At 55.8% G+C, this 18,226-nt stretch carries 14 protein-coding genes; 5 read left to right on the forward strand and 9 right to left on the reverse strand.

Features of this window, described 5'->3' with window-relative positions:
- Positions 1-8: 8 nt before the first annotated feature.
- The 6 genes from FIV00_RS12045 to FIV00_RS12070 all read right to left on the reverse strand — a co-directional run bounded on the left by FIV00_RS12045 (position 9) and on the right by FIV00_RS12070 (position 6,540).
- A complete protein-coding gene (locus tag FIV00_RS12045) occupies positions 9-1,991 on the reverse strand; it encodes a bifunctional 2',3'-cyclic-nucleotide 2'-phosphodiesterase/3'-nucleotidase (RefSeq protein ID WP_173005964.1) in 1,983 nt (660 codons plus the stop codon).
- A gap of 203 nt (positions 1,992-2,194) precedes the next feature.
- A complete protein-coding gene (locus tag FIV00_RS12050) occupies positions 2,195-3,001 on the reverse strand; it encodes a lytic transglycosylase domain-containing protein (protein WP_152500972.1) in 807 nt (268 codons plus the stop codon).
- 288 nt (positions 3,002-3,289) lie between these two features.
- Entirely contained in the window at positions 3,290-4,039 is a 750-nt protein-coding gene (flgH, locus tag FIV00_RS12055; RefSeq protein ID WP_152500973.1) for a flagellar basal body L-ring protein FlgH, read from the reverse strand.
- On the reverse strand, positions 4,039-5,022 hold the full coding sequence (gene flgA, locus FIV00_RS12060) for a flagellar basal body P-ring formation chaperone FlgA (RefSeq protein ID WP_152500974.1): 984 nt from the start codon (positions 5,020-5,022) through the stop codon (positions 4,039-4,041). Before flgA ends, flgH begins: the two co-directional genes overlap by 1 nt.
- Before the next feature lie 14 nt (positions 5,023-5,036).
- Positions 5,037-5,819, reverse strand: coding sequence for a flagellar basal-body rod protein FlgG (gene flgG, locus FIV00_RS12065; RefSeq protein ID WP_152500975.1), 783 nt, complete (start codon positions 5,817-5,819; stop codon positions 5,037-5,039).
- 22 nt (positions 5,820-5,841) lie between these two features.
- Entirely contained in the window at positions 5,842-6,540 is a 699-nt protein-coding gene (locus tag FIV00_RS12070; protein ID WP_209006901.1) for a flagellar hook-basal body complex protein, read from the reverse strand.
- Positions 6,541-6,866: 326 nt separating this feature from the next.
- On the opposite strand from FIV00_RS12070, the gene FIV00_RS12075 reads away from it, so the two are divergent.
- The 5 genes from FIV00_RS12075 (at position 6,867) to FIV00_RS12095 (ending at position 14,286) form a co-directional block, all read left to right on the forward strand.
- Positions 6,867-7,376, forward strand: a complete 510-nt coding sequence (locus FIV00_RS12075) for a flagellar basal body-associated FliL family protein (RefSeq protein ID WP_152500977.1) — start codon at positions 6,867-6,869, stop codon at positions 7,374-7,376.
- A 50-nt stretch (positions 7,377-7,426) separates the two neighbouring features.
- Positions 7,427-8,623 carry a flagellar motor switch protein FliM gene (fliM, locus tag FIV00_RS12080; RefSeq protein ID WP_247649414.1) on the forward strand — a complete coding sequence of 399 codons (1,197 nt, stop codon included), beginning with the start codon at positions 7,427-7,429 and terminating at the stop codon, positions 8,621-8,623.
- Positions 8,620-9,195 (forward strand): DUF6468 domain-containing protein, encoded by a 576-nt coding sequence (locus tag FIV00_RS12085; RefSeq protein ID WP_152500979.1) that lies wholly within the window; start codon positions 8,620-8,622, stop codon positions 9,193-9,195. The genes fliM and FIV00_RS12085 overlap by 4 nt, the downstream gene beginning before the upstream one ends.
- Entirely contained in the window at positions 9,192-9,905 is a 714-nt protein-coding gene (locus FIV00_RS12090) for a MotE family protein (protein ID WP_152500980.1), read from the forward strand. The genes FIV00_RS12085 and FIV00_RS12090 overlap by 4 nt, the downstream gene beginning before the upstream one ends.
- Positions 9,906-10,014: 109 nt before the next feature.
- Complete coding sequence (locus FIV00_RS12095) at positions 10,015-14,286, forward strand: hypothetical protein (protein WP_209006902.1); 4,272 nt, start codon at positions 10,015-10,017, stop codon at positions 14,284-14,286.
- Positions 14,287-14,391: 105 nt separating this feature from the next.
- Here FIV00_RS12095 and FIV00_RS12100 read toward each other — a convergent pair whose 3' ends face one another.
- From FIV00_RS12100 to FIV00_RS12110, 3 genes are all read right to left on the reverse strand, one after another.
- Positions 14,392-15,462, reverse strand: coding sequence for a DUF2336 domain-containing protein (locus tag FIV00_RS12100; protein WP_152500981.1), 1,071 nt, complete (start codon positions 15,460-15,462; stop codon positions 14,392-14,394).
- Positions 15,463-15,601: 139 nt separating this feature from the next.
- Positions 15,602-16,318: a flagellar type III secretion system pore protein FliP gene (gene fliP / locus FIV00_RS12105; protein WP_152504239.1), complete on the reverse strand. Its 717-nt coding sequence runs from the start codon at positions 16,316-16,318 to the stop codon at positions 15,602-15,604.
- A 50-nt stretch (positions 16,319-16,368) separates the two neighbouring features.
- Positions 16,369-17,928 carry a flagellar biosynthetic protein FliO gene (locus FIV00_RS12110; RefSeq protein WP_152500982.1) on the reverse strand — a complete coding sequence of 520 codons (1,560 nt, stop codon included), beginning with the start codon at positions 17,926-17,928 and terminating at the stop codon, positions 16,369-16,371.
- Between the last annotated feature and the right edge of the window lie 298 nt (positions 17,929-18,226).

The raw sequence follows: 18,226 nt of genomic DNA on the forward strand, positions 1-18,226 counted from the left end.
CTCCAATGTCAGAGCTTGATGCGATACTGAGCGAAACCGTCTGTTCCGTCGCCAGCAGGCTCAATGCTGACACCTTCAACGGAACCGGCATGCTCAGTACCGCCTGGACCCGTTTCGAACAAAACCGTGGTTTCCGGCACAGGTTTGAATGACCAGTTTGCATCCGCAGACGGGTTGATGGTGCCCTGTTCGACGATAAAGCGCACGAGAACGTCCCGGTTAGTGTCCGGTCCAACGAAAACGACAACATCGTCATTGATGCCGGGGAAGTTTCCGCCGCCGCCAGCACGGTAATTGTTGGTGGCGACAACAAATGTGTCGTCCATATTGAGGGGTTCACCATTGAATTCAATCTTGACGATGCGGTTGGCGTCCGGATTGATCAATTCACCATTCGGGTCGTATTTCGATGGCTGGGTAAGGTCGATCTCGTAAGTGATGCCATCAATGACGTCGAAATTGTAGCTTGGAAATTCCGGGTTGATCAGCGGCTGATCTTTGCCGCCTTCCTCTACCTGCTGGAAAATCCCTGCAGATCTTTCAAGCCACTCCTTGACCGTGCTTCCCTTAATGGCAACGGCGCGCACCGTGTTTGGGTAGAGGTAAAGGTCTGCAACATTCTTGATGGCAACGTCGCCGACAGGAACATCGGTGTAATAGTCCGGACCGCCGCGACCTCCCGCTTTGAAGGGAGCTGCTGCGGAGAGGATTGGCAGGCCTTCCCACTCCGTGCCCTTCATCATCTGATCAATGTACCAGGTCTGGGCTTGTGAAACGATCTGGACACTCGGGTCATCTGCGACGAGTGCAAAATAAGAGTGAAGCGGTGCAGATGTCTTGCCAACCGGTCGCCTAACGTAGGCAAGGGTTGCTTCGTGATCTTCCTTGACGGCGTCGAGAACGTCCTGCTGGCTTTCGACCAGAGGCGTGACCTTGCGACCTTCTTTTTCGTAGATCGGGCGTGCTTCTGTCATGAAGTTGGCGATCCGCCATCCATTGCCGTCCCTTTCGACCATCAGATCGATAACGCCAAGATGCGAGCCCCAGAAGCCACCCATTGCGGCCGGTTTCCCGAAGAGCGTGCCTTTTTCAAAGTCGACACCCGGGAGACCTTCGTAGTCGGGACCTGGGAAAACGCGGTGATGGTGACCCGTAAAGACCGCATCAATGCCGTCAACTGCCGCCAGGTGCAGCGATGCATTTTCCATGCCTTCGGAATAGTCGGTTGCATCAATGCCCGAGTGGGAAAGTGCTATTACAAGGTCACAGCCCTGTTCACGCATCTCAGGAACGAATGCCTTGGCAGCGTCGACAATGTCGCGTGCATTGGCATTCCCCTCAAGATGTCGCCTGTCCCAGTTCATGATCTGTGGTGGAACGAAGCCGATAAAACCGATCTTGATCGGGTGGGACTGACCGGCACCGTCCGTGACTTCCTTTTCAACGATTACGTAGGGCTTCAGGAACAGGTCGTCTCCACGTGCATTTGAGGCAAGTGTCGTACCCTTGACCAGGTTGGCACAAACAACGGGGAAATTGGCGCCATTGAGGACTTTCATCATGAAGTCCAGGCCATAATTGAATTCATGGTTGCCGAGTGCAGCCGCGTCGAAATCAAGGACATTCATTCCCTTGATTACCGGATGCATGTCGCCTTCGCGCATGCCGCGCTCATAGGCAACAAAATCACCCATGGGGTTGCCTTGGAGAAAGTCTCCATTGTCGACCAGGACAGAGTTGGTTGCTTCGTCGCGGATCTGCCGGATCAATGTGGCTGTGCGTGCCAGTCCCGCTGTATCGATGGGACGATCGCTATAATAGTCATAAGGAAAAACATGAACGTGAAGATCCGTTGTCTCCATCAGGCGGATATGGGCAGTGCCTTCTTTGGCCAGCACGGAGTAAGGATGAAGTGCAGCGGAGAAGCCCGTTGCCGCGGCGCCCATAAGCAATGTACGGCGGGATAAGGATAGATTTTTGATGCTGGACATCTGGAGGCTCCTTGTCGGCTTTGAGGCCGGTCTTTTGGTTTGATGCAATCAGAAACAACGGCAGAAACCTGGGGCATTCTTCCCTTCAGGGTCCAAATACCCCAGCTCCTGGCTGAACCCGGTTTTGCGCTGCCGGAGTTACAACTTTATGACGGCAAAACTGCGACTGTCACTCGCGAAATGGCCGGACGCCAAAGATCAGGTCAACTGCCGATCTTTTCCGCCATAACCGAGATCGTCTGAACGTAGACGCTGGCTTTGTTCCACTTCTTCAGAACCCGGTAGTTCGCCGTTCCAGGTCCCCATGGTTGACCGCGGCGCCAACCGTGTTTTTGGAGGTAGTTGGCGGTGGAAGCCAGTACATCGGGAATCGAGCGAACGAGGTCCCGCTTGCCATTTCGGTCCCAATCGACTGCGTATTTCATGTAGGAAGAGGCGAGAAATTGGGTCTGGCCGATTTCTCCGGCCCAGGCGCCTTTCATTTCGGCGGGGGTCATGTCACGGCGTTGAACAATCATCAAAGCGTTCACAAGCTCGTTCGTGAAGAACTTTGAACGCCTGCAATCGTAAGCAAGAGTTGCCAACGAACGCAGGACCGACATGTTTCCGGAAAAGCTGCCATAATTGGTTTCCAATCCCCAGATCGCCAGGATCACTGGTGCTGGGACGCCGTATTTGCGCTCAATCCCATTGAAGATACGGGCATAAGTCTTGCCCAGCTTCTGCCCGCGCTTGATCATCGCATTGTTGACCCGCTTGGCATAAAACTGCTTGAAACTCAGCTTGAATGACTTCTGGTTCCGGTCTAGCCGGACAACCTTTTTGTTGTAGGTGAGGCCCTGAAGTGCCTTCTTCACGACACGCTCTTTCAAACCATAGCTTGAAGAGTTTGCGATGAAGGATTGTTTCCAGGCTTCGTAGCCACCCGGCCCATTGCCACACGTGGCGCTCAAGGCTGGCGTGACGCTCATGAAAAAGATTGTAAAGAGAGAGAATAGAGCAATGCGCATGGGGACCCCGTCGAGCCGATAAACTTATGGTCTTAGTGTAGCTGAAATTACCTTCACGTCATCCCGACAATCGGGCAAAAGCGATCACATCATTTTTGTTTCCGGCAGAATGTTTGGGCAGTCGAACACTGTCAGACTGTTATTGCCCAATTCGTCTGAGAGCCGGAAGCAAAGAGAACGGGCATGGCGCTCAGGGAGCGAGACGCCATGCCCGTCATCAGCCGATATCTGCAACGCTTCTAGAACACGTCACCGACATCGGCCGGGGGACTGAAGAAGCGATCAGCGTTAGAACGGCAACAAGATGTCCAAAACCTGATTGCCGACGCGCGGTTGCTGAACCGTCGTGATCTGTCCGCGGCCACCATAGCCAATGCGGGCTTCAGCAATTTGTTCGCTGGCAATGCGGTTGTTTGCAGTGATGTCTTCCGGCCTGACGATGCCGGCAACGATCAACTCACGAACCTCGAAGTTGACCCTGACTTCCTGCCGGCCTTCGATTACCAGGTTGCCGTTCGGCAGAACCTGGGTCACGACGGCTGCGATCGTTGTCTCGAGGGTTTCTTCTCTGTCGACGCTGCCTTGACCCTGGAATGTGGAGTTGCTGTTCACGTTCGCAAGATCGCTTGCTGCGGTGGTCGCAGGCATAAAGATTGTGTCGATTGCCGTGCCAAGAGCGCCTCCAACACCAGCGCCACTGGCTTCTGTGCGGCTGCGTTCGGTCTCGTTGTCGATCTGCGCTTCGTCGTCGATGGTGACAACGACTGTGAGAATGTCGCCTACCTGGCTCGCGCGCTGATCCTTGAAGAACGCCCGGCTGCCGGATTGCCACAGGGAATTCGGATTGTAGTGGGCTTGCTGGGGTTCAGGCATCGGCATCTGCACGGGCCGATAGCCAGGCTGTGTTGTTGGGTCTTGAATGGCATTCAGCGAAGGCTGTTTGCCCACTTCGGCAAGCTGATCTGCGGTGCTGCAGCCTGCGGCGAGGGCGGCGAGCGCAATGCCCGCCAGCATTTTTTTGTGAGAAGTGCTCAACATCAATTGGTCTCGCTGTTCAGGCTTGCAACGATGGGATTGGCAGCATGTACGCGTACGTGGCCGCGTGAAGTGATGGTTGCAGGGACGATGCGCCGTGACTGCAGGTTCATCACATCGATGACGTCACCTTTTGCGCCTTCATCGATGGCCTTGGCTCGTGAGGTCAGCTTCATGCCGGGCATTTCGAAAGTGACTGTGACTTTCTCTCCCCGGTCCACGAGGATCGGGCGCTGGAAGTTTCTCCGGGCCAGAGGCACATTGGCGCGCAGGTTCACGCGTGCTGCCATCCCGATAATGCTGTCAGCATCGATCAGTGCTCCGGACGGAACTTTCGTTCTTGCCATGCGGATTGTGACCAGATCCTCTTCCCTGAGGACGTCCTCCCGCTGCAACGGCTGGGCGAGGGCAGCCACATGCACCATCTCGATTGCAGTCCCAAGAAGGATCAATGGTTCGGTGCCATGTTCCACAGCCACTGTTGCGCGGAGCTTGAAGTGTCCTGTGGTTTGCGACCAGTCGAAGCCATCAACGCGAACCGGATCCTGAACCTTTGGGTCAGCAAGAATGCGATCGGGCGCCTGGGTCAGTTTGATCTCCAGGTTTTTCGGATCGATGCCGGCAACCCGCGCTGCAAGAGCGGAGCGAACGAGCCCGGATAGCTGGTCGCGGTTCAATGTGGTTGCGCCCCTATGAACGACCACGGTGCGCAAGCCATCGGTTCCTGCATTCTGTAGTCCGGCGGCGCGGGCGCGATCAGCAACCTGCTGAGCCGGTACGTTGCCCGATGTTCCCATATCTGGAGACCGGAACAACGGTTTGGAGGCCAGGAGACCCGCATTTGAATAGAAATCGCCAACTGTCACGATCTCCGACAAGGTCATGACTTGCGAGCGCAGCACCGGGCGGTCATCCGCTAAGGATGCGGCGCTGGTGATCGCCACCAGTAGAAAGCCGCCGATGGCCTTTTTCAGATATTTCATCATATCAGCCATCCCACTTAGCGGAGGTTCGTGGTGGTGGAGTACATCTCGTCAGCGGCCTGGATGATCTGTGAGTTCATCTCGTAAGCACGCTGGGCGGAGATCAGGTCGGCGATCTCGGTCACGGCGTCGACATTGGCCATTTCAAGAAAATACTGCTGAACGCTGCCAAACCCCTGATCGCCGGGGTTTCCATTTTCAGCAGCGCCACTGGCGTCTGTTTCGAGGAACAAGTTGTCACCAATGGCTTCCAGACCGGCCTTGTTCACGAACCGCGCCAGCTGAAGCTGACCGAGCTGGACTGTGTTGCCGCCCTGGTCAACACCCTGGACAACTCCGGTGTTGGATATCGTGATGTCCTGCGTGTTCTCCGGAATGGTAATGCCTGGATTGATCGTGTAGCCATCAACGGTCACCAGCTGGCCGTTTGCGTCGCGCTCAAAGGAGCCGTCGCGGGAGTAGGCGGTCGTACCGTCCGGAAGATCAATTTGGAAGAAACCTTCTCCACGAATGGCAACGTCCAGTTCCTTGCTGGTCTGTTCCAGAGAGCCCTGGGACATGATGCGTGCGGTTGAAGCCAGCTTCACGCCGGACCCGATCTGAATGCCGGTCGGAACGATCGTGCCGGCTTCTGAAGTCTCCGTGCCCATGCGGCGCAGGTTTTGGTAGAGAAGGTCCTGAAAGTCGGCGCGCTGTTTCTTGAAGCCGGTCGTGCGCATGTTGGCGACGTTGTTCGAGATGACCTCGACGTTCAGTTCCTGGGCCTTCATGCCCGTTGCGGCGATATGGAGTGCTTTCATTGTTCTGCTTCCCTAAAGCGCGTCAGGCCTGAAATCTGCCGAGTGTGGAAATGGCTTGCTGTCTCAACTCATCGAGGTCTTTGACAACTTTTGAAGTCGCGTTGTAGGCGCGGGTAACTTCGACAAGACGCGTCACCTCGGTGACGCCATAGACATTGGAGTTTTCGAAAGCACCCTGAACCATGCGTGGTGCCAGAACAGGTTCCGCATCTTCGCCCTTGAAGAGCGTGTCGCCGATTTTTTCCAGCTCACGTACATCTTCAAAATCGACGACGCGGATCTTGCCACGAATGCCAAGCTCGGTTGCGATTGTTCCGTCTTCCGTGATCTGTACGCCGCCATCTTCAACGGAGAAGGTGATCGGACCGCCTTCGGTCATGACGGGCTCGCCGCCCGCAGTCACCAGTTGCCCAGTGTCATCGAGATGGAATGTGCCGCTGCGTGTGTAGGCTTCAGTGCCATCAGGCATCTGCACAACGAAAAAACCGTCGCTGTTCAAAGCAAGGTCAAAGTCGTTGCCGGTCGTCTTGATCGAGCCGGGTGTGAAGTCGGTCCGCGTCGTGAACATATCGACGTAGGATATGGTCTGGTCCGCCGGCTCGAAGGCGGACCCTTCGGCGATCGGCATCAGGTATTCTGTAAAATGCAAGTTCTGCGATTTGAAGCCCGATGTGTTCAGGTTCGCCATGTTGTTGGCGATCACATCAAGATGATTCCGCAAGATCGATTGCCTTGATAAGGCGACTAACTGAGCGTTCTCCATGGTGAACGTATCCCTTCATGCTCCCCGATGAGCCGGCCAAATCTCCCCAGATCTGCGGGCTCGTTAAGGTTAATGCACGAGGCGTGCCAGTTTTTAAATCCTTGGGAAATCTGGGTAAAAGCCAAACGAGGCGGATGCGTGCGGCAAGAGATTCCGGCAGAAATTAACCGCTTGGCAATTTTTGCCCGGTGACTCGCGTTAATGGCTTGGTAACCTTTCGTTAACCATTAACTCTTTAGTAATAAATAGACGCGCGCGTGACGCCCGCTTGAGCGGAGTTCCGGATGACTGATGAAAACGCCGCAGCCGATGACGAAGGCGAGAACGAGGCGGAATCTGCCGGTGGTGGCAAGAAAAAGCTGTTCCTGTTCGGCGGAATCGGTCTGGTCGTTCTGCTGGCTGCAGGCGGTGCCGCATATTACTTCCTGATGGGAAGCAGTGCGCCAATGGTCATGTCGGGCGATCCTGAATCGCCGCAGGCCGTGCAAAAGCCGGTTGTCTTTTACGACCTTCCGGAAATGACAGTGAATTTGGCGACTGACGGGCGAACGACCTACCTGAAGGTTCGCATCGCTCTGGAAGTCGAGAATCGGGCAATGATCGATCAGATCCAGCCGTATCTGCCACGCATTCTGGATGCGTTTCAGATCTATCTGCGAGAACTGCGCCCAGCGGACCTGGAAGGGTCTGCCGGTTTGTTTCGTCTGAAGGAAGAATTGCTCAGACGGATCAATTTGTCGGTCTATCCGGCGAAGGTGGAAGGGGTGCTGTTCAAGGAAATCCTTGTTCAGTGACAAATTGAATGGCTGATGTCGACGACGAAGACGATCTGTCCGAAGAGGATATGGCCGACGCTTGGGGTGCTGCCCTGGCGGAGCAGGGCGCAGGCGGTGACGATGACGAAGATCTCGCCGCAGCCTGGGGCGCTGCTCTAGAGGAGCAGGGAGCCGGCAGTTCCGATGACATGGCAGCCCAATGGGCCGCGATGATCGACGACAGCGAGCCTGATCTGGAAAACGCGACCCGCGGCGCTGACCGTGTGTTGAACCAGGAAGAGATCGACAATCTCCTCGGATTCAACATCGAAGATACAATCGCCGGCGATCAGAGCGGGATCCGTGCACTGATCAATTCGGCGATGGTCTCCTATGAGCGTCTGCCGATGCTGGAAATCGTGTTTGACCGCCTTGTGCGGCTGACCACGACCTCCTTGCGCAATTTCACCTCGGACAACGTCGAAGTTTCACTCGATTCAATCAGTTCCGTACGGTTTGGGGACTATCTCAATTCCATTCCGCTGCCTGCGATTCTTGGCGTATTCAAAGCCGAAGAATGGGACGGCTTTGGATTGATTACCGTTGAATCTAGCCTGATTTACTCGATCATTGACGTTCTTCTGGGCGGCGGTCGCGGAACGTCCGCAGTGCGTGTCGAAGGGCGGCCTTACACCACAATTGAAACCGGCCTCGTTCAGCAGATGGTGGCACTGATCCTTCAGGATGCCGAGCAGGCTTTTGCTCCGTTGTCCCCGGTCCATTTCAATCTGGAGCGGCTTGAGACAAATCCGAGATTTGCGGCCATTTCCCGACCGGCCAATGCCGCGATCCTCGTGGAATTGCGGATCGACATGGAAGATCGCGGCGGTTCCGTCGAGATCATGATGCCCTATGCAACGCTGGAGCCGATCCGCGACCTGCTGTTGCAGATGTTCATGGGCGAAAAGTTCGGCCGGGATCCGATCTGGGAAGGTCACCTTGCAACGGAAATCCACGCGGCAGAAGTCGACATAGATGCCGTTCTTCACGAGACCTATCTGCCACTTGGCCGAGTGTTGAGTCTGGATGTTGGGCAAACGCTTGTTTTTGATGTTGAACCCTCGGATTCGGTCACCATCAAATGCGGCAATATTCCCTTGACGGAAGGGACGCTTGGAAAAGTGGAAGACGCGATTGCAATCCGTGTCGCAAAGAATTTGCGCAAGCCGAAAATGACCCTGGCTGCTTTCGAGCGTGCCATGCAAAACGAAATGGACCAACCATGAGCACATTGCCACTCGGAATGATCATCGAAGGGCTGGTCGCCGTACTTTTGCTGATCACGATCGGATACTGCTGGATGCTGAACCGCAGACTGCAGAGGCTTCGCGCCGATGAAGAAGTGCTTCGGGCAACCATTTCCGAACTCATGACGGCAACAGAAATCGCTGAACGGGCAATCCTGGGGCTGAAGACTACGGCGGCCGATGCCGACAAAACCCTTGGTAGCCGCCTGAAACAAGCAGAAACAATGTCCAGTGCGCTGGTCTCGCAGATCGGTGAAGGAGAGAAGATCTTCAGCAGGATCACCCAGATTGCCGAAGCTGCGCGTTCCGCAAGTCCCGGTCCTGCGATGGGTGGACGAGGCGAAGCCTATCCGGTGCGCGCTCCGTCAGAGCAAACGCAATATGGCGGGCCTACACCGCCAGCATATACTGATCCATATCAAGCGCCGATGGCGCCGGCGGCTGAACCGGAACGCACCAGAAACAGCCGAGCTTCGGACATCAGAAGCGCTGCGGCGGAAGCAACAGCGCGTCTTGAACAGTTCCGCAAACGCAACGGTGCCGCTGCATGAACCTGAGATTGCTTCCATTGCTGGGGATCTCTGCAAGTGCTTTGCTTGCGCTCAAGCTTCTCGGGTTTGTCGCGGGACCTGAAAGCACAAGTCTTCCCATCAATGCCGCGGTTGCTCAGGAGACCGAAGGTGCCGAGGCTGAAAATGCAGCAGCCGATGGACCAGCGCCGCCAGCGCCACCTGGCGGAGGGGCCCCTCCGGACCAGCCCGTCTTGCCGGACAGCCTGGAAATCGGTGGCTCAGCAGCCGAGCGAGCAGTACTGGAAAGCCTGGGCAAGCGTCGCGAGACGTTGCAAGAGCAGGAAGGTCAACTTGATCTTCGCGAAAAACTTCTACAGGCGACCGAAGAACGCATACAGAAGCGTCTTGATGAGCTCAAGAAGCTTGAGCAACGCATCGAAAAGACCGTCGGAAAGAATAAGCAAAAAGAAAAGGATGAGATCGCTGACCTTGTGACCATGTATGAAAACATGAAACCCAAGGATGCAGCGCGCATATTCAACCGGCTCAGTCTGCCCATTCTCATGAAGGTCGTTCAACAGATGAAGCCGCGGAAGATGGCGGCGATCCTGGCGAAGATGTCTCCGGAAGCTGCTGAAAAGCTCACTGTGGCGATTGCCAGCAATTCGACGAATGTGCCTGAGCCAGAGAAACAGATGCAGGCAAAGGCTCCAACGAGCGACACGCTCCCAAAAATACCGTCAAATTGAGCAGGAATGAGCGGATTTAAGAGGATCGCGTAAGAGCACGTTAAGGACAGCTCATTAACAATAGCGTGTTGGCGTCGTTTGAGGACAGGGCAACTTGCGGGTACCGTTCTTGACATTGCAGAAGAATGACGGATCTGTCGGGCGTGGCAGTGCAAGCCCTTTGCTGCGTCTTCTTCACTCTGCACTTCTTTGCTTAATACTGTTCGCCGCAGCGGCGAGCGCAACAGCCAATGCTGAAACGCTCGAGCCGGTGGAACTCGATGCCATTCAGGAAGAGCGCTACGGGCGGATCGTCCTGACTTTCAAAGACCGTACGCTGTTGCCGATCTACGATGCGGTGATCACGGGCGGCGTTCTCAGAATATCCTTCGAAGAACCGATCGACATCAAAGTTGATGATGTGCCGCTTGATCTTGGCGATTATGTCACGATCGCCCGCCGGGACCCGGACGGCAGCGCGATCCGTTTTGCGCTCAAGAATCAATTCCAGATCAACACGCTGGAAGCGGGCGAGAAGCTCTTTGTCGACATTTTGCCAATGGATTGGCAGGGGCTTCCTCCGGGGCTTCCGGACGACGTCGTTCGGGAACTGGCCAAGCGTGCTGAAGCTGCAATGCGCAAGGTGCGTGCGCTTGAACAGGCCCGGCTGAAAGCCCAGGAAGGGCCGGAAGTTACCTTGCACGTGGGAGAACATCCGACTTTCACACGCCTTGTGTTTGACTGGTCAATTAAGTTCGACACCGCTTTCGTGCGGGAAAACGACATCATCAAGCTGACCTTCAATCATCCGGCCCAGCTCGACATTGCTCATTTGCGCGCTCATCTTCCTCAAGGTGTCATTGATGCGACGTCTTTTCTGGACAAGGGCAAGCTCAAGTTTCTGATGCGTGTCGAACCTTCGGTCGATATCCGCGCTTTCCGCGAGGAACAGACCTACGTGATCGACGTCACGCCTGAGAACATGCAGGTGAATGACCCGGCCAACGCGTTGATCAACAAAGAGCTGTCGGTTGAAGACAATCAAAACCGCAAGAACATGATCAGCGCGCCCGGTTTGCGCGATACACGTGAAGTAAACGATCCACGAGGTCTGCCTCCGGCACAAACATCAAGCGCCAGTGGCGGTGTTTTGAAGGAATCGACGGCGGACGACTCGCCGGCCTATACCGTTGTTCCAATCGAGCGCGGCAACAATGGAGCGGCGACGCCAGAAGCGGCGGTCCCGCAGGCACAGCAATCTGATCAGGCCGCCGCGGTGTTACCCGAGGTGCCGACTGATGCTGAGGCGATCGCTGTTCCGAACCAGCAGATTGCCATGGTGCCTCGCACGAAACCCAACCTTGAGGAACCAGCCCCGCCGCAGCTGACGGCAGAGGCGGGGCCACCGGCCAATGTTCGATCGGCTGACGCGCAGATCGACATCCTTCCGCAAGTTGCCACAACGACCGCTCCGGCGGTCGAAACGCTTCCTGCACCAGAAGTGGTTGCATCTGGTTTGCTTGTTGCCGGTAACGCACAAGGCGAAGACGACGACCTGACAACAGCGACAATTGCCAGCACTACAGAGGCGGACAATGAGCCTGCACCGATGGTGTTGGCGCAGGCCGAGACTGGCGCTCAGACAGGGGAGGAAACGCTGACCGGAGACGAAGTCGTCCGCAAAGCGCCTATGTTGGACCTTTCCAAGCAGAAGCCTGGTCAGACGCAAGCCACGCCCGTGAGCAATGGCATTCCAACATTGGAGCCTGTCGAGGCCGCTGTACCGGACAGTCAGCCTGAGGTGCCCGTTCCAAATGGAGCTGTGCAGGTTCAGGAGCAGCGCACGTTTGGCGGCGGTGAGGTGCCTGCAGGTATTCAACTGCCTTCACGCCCGGAAAACGCACCAGAGGTCTGGCGTGCCCAAGGCGGCCGCGAGGCCAACGAGATGCCTTCACCGGAAACGCCGCCAGCGAGTTTTGCGGCAGAAGCCCGTAAGATCGTGTCTGCCGAAGCGCGCCGGATCGGCAACACGGTAAGAGTTGTCTTTCCGTTTTCAGAACCTGTTTCCAGTGCAGTCTTTCGCCGCAATGACAGTATCTGGTTGGTTTTCGACACCGATGCCACCATCGATACACGGGGCATGGCGGCAGCGCTTGCCGAGACGGTGGACGCCATCGCTGTCAAGCACTTCGAAGACTACCAGATCCTGCGCCTTGACATGAACGATCCGGTTCTTGCGACTGTTGGCGCAGACGGAAATGCATGGTCGCTGGTTATCGGGGACATGATCCTGGAACCTTCCCGGCCTCTGCAGCTGGAGCGGACCGTGCGCGGTGATGGCGGTTCAGTGCTCCGCGTTCTCTATCAGGATCCTCAAAATATTCGTCAGGTTGTCGACCCGTTTGTGGGAGACAAGATTTCACTTGTCACCGGCTTCGGACCTCCCAGAGGTTTATTGAAGCAGCAAAGCTTTGTTGAACTCGATGCACTGAGTTCCGCGCAGGGTATCGCCATCGTCGGGAAATCCGACGAATTGAAGGTGAAGATCCTTGGCGACGATGTGATGATTGAAAAGGAAGGCGGTCTCTCGCTTTCAAATCGGCATTTGCGCGGCGGCACTGGCGCTTTCAACTCGATCATTGCGCCGGATGACAGCAACAATGTCGAGTTCGTCTCGTTGAGTACGGAAGGTCCGGGTGCTTACCGGTCAAGGTTGCTGGAGTTGCAGGCAAAGCTTGCAAGATCTCCGGAAGGCAAGCGCCGCAAACCTCTCATGGCGCTGTCGCGTTTCTATCTGGCGCATCAGTTTGCACAAGAAGCGCTCGGGTTGATGAAGCTGGCGCTCGAGGAAGAGCCTGCACTTGCCGAAGACAGCTCGTTCAATCTGATGATGGGCGCGGCCCAGACAATGGCTGACCGTCCTCAAGAAGCCTATATGCACCTGAACCGGCCAGATCTGAAAAACAGCCCAGACGCTGCGGTCTGGCAGACAATTGTGGACGTCAAGCTCGGCAAATGGACACCAGCACGGATCGCGATGCCACGTGGCCGCGCGGTTGTTGGCAATTATCCATCCGCGATACAGACCGAATTCAAGCTTGCAGCTGCGCAGGCGATGGTCGAGGTCAACGATTTTGGACTTGCCAACGGTATTCTGGCTGAAATTGAACCGAGTGAAGTCACCCAGGCGCAGGCCGCGCGATATGACATTTTGCGCGGCCGGGTCGCCGATGCCTCGGGCCGGTCCCAGGAAGCGCTTACGGTGTTTGACCTTGTCACGCGATCTGACGACCGTCCACGCTCAGCTGAGGCAGAGTACCGGGCCTTGAGAATCCGGTACCGCGACGGTGAAATCGACAATGATGAAACGATCGAGCGGCTTGCCAGCCTCGCTACTTCCTGGCGCGGGGATGAAATCGAGCTCAAGACGTTGCGTTTCCTGTCACAGCTTTATGCGGAACGGGGGCAATATCGGGAAGCCTTTGAGGCTATGAAATCGGCTGTTCAGGCAGAACCCGACTCCGACACAACGCGTCTCCTGCAGGAAGAGATGAACGGCCTCTTCAATGCGCTGTTCCTTGACGGCAAAGCAGATGAGATGCAGCCCGTCAAAGCGCTGGCTCTTTACTATGACTTCCGCGAAATGACGCCGATCGGGCGCCAGGGCGACGAGATGGTGCGCCTTTTGGCCAAGCGACTTGTCGAAGTGGATCTGCTTGATCAGGCGACGGAACTGCTGCGCCATCAGGTGGACAATCGCCTGAAGGGAGCAGCGCGTGCACAAATTGCTGCAGACCTTGCGGCCATCTATCTGATGGATCGGAAAGCCGACGAAGCACTTCGGGTCCTGAACAGGACCCGGCAAGCCAGTTTGCCCTCGACACTGGAGCGGCAACGCAACATCGTCGAGGCGAGGGCACTCACCGAAAATGGCCGTCCTGACCTTGCATTGGAGCTGGTCCGCAACATGCGCGGGTCTGATGTCGACCGGTTGCGCGCAGATACGTTCTGGGCCGCGGAAAGCTGGAGAGATGCGGGCGAACAGCTGGAGGCCATGCACGGTTCACGCTGGTCTGACAATATTCCCCTGGGCGAGCTTGAGCGCCGTGACATTCTGCGCGCCGGTATTGCTTACTCCCTTGCTGGCGACCAATTAAGTTTGGAACGCCTGCAGACGAAATACATGAAGAAAATGGCGGACAGCCAGGAAGCGATGGCCTTTGAGGTCGTGACCCGCCCGGTCGAGACGCAGGGTGTGGAATTCCTGGAGGTGGCCAATGCTCTTGCAGATGTCGATTCACTTGAAACCTTCCTGAAAGAGTATCGCCGTCAGTACATGTCGCCAGACAGCAACAGGGGACAGGCGGCGGCCGGCCCCGAGGCTGAGGAAGCAGCGGGCTGATAAGCACTTGGGTTTGTGGTCTTCTAGCTCGCTAAAGCCAGGTCAATTGCCCTTCACGCACCGACAGGCGCACGAAACAAGTTCTCTCAAATCTTGAATTGAAAGTTAGTTGGCAGCGCGTTGCAATTGCGGTGCGGCCTGGGTCTGACGCGGACTTTTGAGCTCCGCCTTGTATCGCATGACCAGTTCAGGGATAGATCGGCTGCTACGGTCCAGCCAGCCACATCTTGCTTTCAGGAAATCGCGATAGGTTTTGTCGTCGATGCCTGTCTGCAACATCAGCCTTAGAATTGCGCCGTCTGCGTCCGACTTCAGAGTGTCGGCCACAACATCATCTGCCAGATTGATCTTGCGGCTGATCAGCCAGATTGCAGCATCCATGCGGTCCTGTTCAAACAAGGTTCGCAGGATTGCATCAAAGGACAGCTCGCCGTTGGCTATCTGGATGCTGGCCTCATGCCTGGAATAGAGAAGCCCATCCAGTTCAATGTCACCTTCGCGTTCCGGATCGTCGATCCTGGACGCCAGTCTTTTCAGCTCGCCTGACTCCAGCGCCTTTTTGAGAGGCGCAGGGATGAGCGGGCAGTTGGTTTCCAGAATATGCATCTGGGTTTCCAGAAACTCTTCATCCTTGATCGCGCGCTTTGCGATGCCTGCAAGGATTTCCGCCTCTGTATTGGCGAAAATGAGCAGCGCCAGTGTTCCGCGTACGGAGAAGGGGGCATCCAGATTTTCAAGGAGCGCATTGACCACATTGCGGCTGCTACGAGCAATCAATGTGTCGGTGATCTCTTCGCTGAGATCCTGACGTCGTGCAACGGACAGCCGTTTGTTGTTTCCGCCGGCTTTCGCGATCTGCATCAACTCTCCCTGACTGATCATGGGCGAGCATTCAATGACGGGCTCAGAAAGCTCGTAGTCTTCTTTTGCCAGACGGTCAGCGAGATCTGGAATGATGCGATCTGTTTTGGCAAGCCGAACGACAAGTTCGTATCGTGCCGAGCGGTCAAGTTGTTCAAAGACGGACAGGACGATCCGGGAAAACAGTTCACGCTCCGTTTCCGAGGGGTCGTGATCCTCAGAGCGGGCATATTCGCCAACGAGCGTTCTGATGAGCCTTGACCTTGCTTCCGGCTCTCGTATCCGGGCAAGTTGCTCAAGTTGTTCCTGTATCACCGATCTTCCAATAGATTACACGGGCGGAACAGCCCGAAGATTAAGAATAATAGTTACATTACTATGTTAATTTTCTTCTACTTTTAAAGTTAGCCGTCTGTGCCTGGATTTACGAAATTCAGGCACTCCATTGAAGACGCTAACCGCCCCCGAAACTCTTCACCAAAGAGCCGGCAACCAGGTTCCAGCCATCAACCAGAACAAAGAAAATCAGCTTGAAGGGTAGCGAGATAACAACCGGAGGCAACATCATCATACCCATGGACATGAGCACTGAAGCGATTACGAGATCGATGATGAGAAAGGGAAGATAAAGCAGGAAGCCGATTTCGAAAGCCCTGCGCAACTCCGAGATCATGAAAGCAGGAATGAGCGTTGCCATCGCAAGATCATCCGGGCTTTCGGGTGCATCGCGCCCGGAGAGTTCCTGAAACAGGGCAAGGTCCTTTTCGCGGACCTGTGACAGCATGAAATCCCGGAAAGGTTCCGACGCGCGTTCATATGCCTGGTCAAACTCAATGTCGCCATCGATCATGGGCTGAACGCCGGCCTCATAGGCAGCCTGCAATGTTGGCATCATGATGAACGCGGACAGAAACAGCGCCAGACTGACCATCACCATGTTGGGAGGCGCAGTCTGCAGACCAATTGCCGACCGCAGCAGCGACAGAACAACGACAATTCGGGTAAAGCTTGTGACCATTACGAGAATGGATGGTGCGAGCGACAGTATGGTCAGCAGTATGACCAGCTGAACGGCGCGTTCCGTCAGTGTCGCGTCTTCGCCGAAACCGACGGAAATTTCTTGTGCGGCTGCGGGAAATGCAAAGACGGTCAAAAATACGGCCGTCAGCATTGCAACCAAAGACCACCGGTTCCACCGCATCGTGCGACTGAGTCCTGACATCAATTCGGCTGTCCGCCCAGTTCATCGAGAATTTTAGCCATCTCGTCTTCGATCGGGTTTTTGTCGCCAAGTCCTTGCGTGGGTTTTGGTGCCGGCCTAACAGGCGCGACGGCAGGGCCGGTCGCCGGCTCTTTTGGTTCCTTGATTGCCCGCAGCGTGTCCAGGCTCTGGGACTGTTCCTGAACCTGGTCGTCACTCTTTGCCTCAACGACCGGTTCAATCAGGTCATCCATTTCCAGTTTGATGTCATGCGTCTGTGCCGCTTCACCGGGGGTTTCAACAGGTGGCACGTCTGTCGAAAGCTCATTATCCGATGCTTGCGCAGTCACCGTCTCAGACGCATCGGTCTTCTCAGCGGATTCCTGATCATTGTTTTGAACTTCATGCGATGACATCTCATCAGCTGCTTCGGTGTTGTTCTCAACAAGCTCTGCGAGGAGTGCCGTTTCCGTGACCTGGCTGCCGTCATCGGTCGACACAGAAACTTCAGGTGTATCTTCTGAACTCTGTTCGATTACGGTGATCGAAGGAGCAGTGTTTCCCGGTTCATCTAATTTGACTTCGATTTCGGGCATCTCCGACGCTTCGTTTGTTACGTCGGTCTTTACTTGCGGCTCTACCGGTTTGACCAACGCTGTTTTTGCTCGTGCAGCCGGACCAGATGCAGGCGGTGTAATCGACTGGGTGCCGTAGGATGGCCTGTCCTTTGGCGAAAACGGGCGCGCCAGTGTCTTGAAAGTTGTCGGGGTCTTTCCGGCGGAAGGTGCGGCTTGTTTCGAGGTCTCAGGTTTAACTTCTGGCGCTTGAGTGGGGGCTGCCGGAGCCGTTGGTTCCGTCGCTGCTGCTTCGCTTCCAGGGGGCTGCGACCGGGAAAAACCGTTTTGCGTCGCCGCCTTGAGCAGGTCGGCCGCGCGGTTCTGGCCTGATACGGTTTCTGATCTGGGTGCTGGGTTAGGCGCAGAAGGGTTTCGTTGAGCCGAAAGCGATGGCGTTGGCGACGCGGTCGTCGTCTTGCTTTCCAAGGATGCTGCTGGGGCCTTGCCTTCATTGACGCTGGCCGGTTTGGATATCGGAGGCGAGACTGCCGGTGTTGGAAGAGGGGCTCGCGCCTGAGGCGGTGCTGCAGGAACCGGCTCCATGTCAGGCATCAGTTCGTCGGGTCTTGCCGGTATGTCTGGCCCCGGTGCGCTTGGTCCCTTGACCTGACCGTTTCCGCCATGGGCAGGATATCCGGCGGATCGGCCGCTCGGAAGCGGACTGTTGCGGACGATATTCTGTTCTACTACGACATCGCTTGGACCACCGACCAATATCAGGTGTTCGATATTGTCTCTGCGGATGAGGATCAAGCGACGGCGTGCATCGACGCTTGCGCTGTCCATGACCGCGATCCGAGGTTGCCTGCTCCGGTTCTGTGGGGCTCGTGCACCCATCAGTCGTTTCAAGATGAAAATAAAGAGACTGAACAGCAGCAAAACGACTGCGAGAGCGAGCACGACGGCAATTGCCTGCGTAACGCCTCCGCTCACGTTGAAAGTCGATTCAATCCAATTGTACATTTTACCCTCGTGCCGCCCCGCCAGCGGGATGATTGCGATTTCCGGATAGTTGGTGTTGCTGTCTCAATTGAGGAAAATTGGTTCTTATCCCCAGTAATTCAGTTTCCGGCATTCGGACTTGGCCGTCGCATCAAGTCACTTAGTTTTCTAAGGTTTCGAGTGACCGGTTGTTCGTGTTTGCCACCTGCAATTCCTCGTATCCGGTTGCTGATCTCTCGCGAATCTCCCTAGGAATCAAAGTTAACAGAAGCAGGCAATTTTTGCCTGCTGGAGGCGGCTTTGATTTCGCGAAATGCAA

Origin of the sequence: Labrenzia sp. THAF82 (assembly GCF_009363435.1) — a bacterium.
GTDB classification, from domain to species: domain Bacteria; phylum Pseudomonadota; class Alphaproteobacteria; order Rhizobiales; family Stappiaceae; genus Roseibium; species Roseibium porphyridii.

Bases quoted from the DNA above. Each gene is read 5' to 3' on its own strand.
- FIV00_RS12090 (WP_152500980.1), top strand. From the start codon at position 9,192: ATGAACCTGAGATTGCTTCCATTGCTGGGGATCTCTGCAAGTGCTTTG.
- FIV00_RS12050 (WP_152500972.1), bottom strand. From the start codon at position 3,001: ATGCGCATTGCTCTATTCTCTCTCTTTACAATCTTTTTCATGAGCGTC.
- FIV00_RS12045 (WP_173005964.1), bottom strand. From the start codon at position 1,991: ATGTCCAGCATCAAAAATCTATCCTTATCCCGCCGTACATTGCTTATG.
- flgG (WP_152500975.1), bottom strand. From the start codon at position 5,819: ATGAAAGCACTCCATATCGCCGCAACGGGCATGAAGGCCCAGGAACTG.
- fliP (WP_152504239.1), bottom strand. From the start codon at position 16,318: ATGCTGACGGCCGTATTTTTGACCGTCTTTGCATTTCCCGCAGCCGCA.
- flgA (WP_152500974.1), bottom strand. From the start codon at position 5,022: ATGATGAAATATCTGAAAAAGGCCATCGGCGGCTTTCTACTGGTGGCG.
- FIV00_RS12110 (WP_152500982.1), bottom strand. From the start codon at position 17,928: ATGTACAATTGGATTGAATCGACTTTCAACGTGAGCGGAGGCGTTACG.
- flgH (WP_152500973.1), bottom strand. From the start codon at position 4,039: ATGTTGAGCACTTCTCACAAAAAAATGCTGGCGGGCATTGCGCTCGCC.
- FIV00_RS12085 (WP_152500979.1), top strand. From the start codon at position 8,620: ATGAGCACATTGCCACTCGGAATGATCATCGAAGGGCTGGTCGCCGTA.
- FIV00_RS12075 (WP_152500977.1), top strand. From the start codon at position 6,867: ATGACTGATGAAAACGCCGCAGCCGATGACGAAGGCGAGAACGAGGCG.
- fliM (WP_247649414.1), top strand. From the start codon at position 7,427: ATGGCCGACGCTTGGGGTGCTGCCCTGGCGGAGCAGGGCGCAGGCGGT.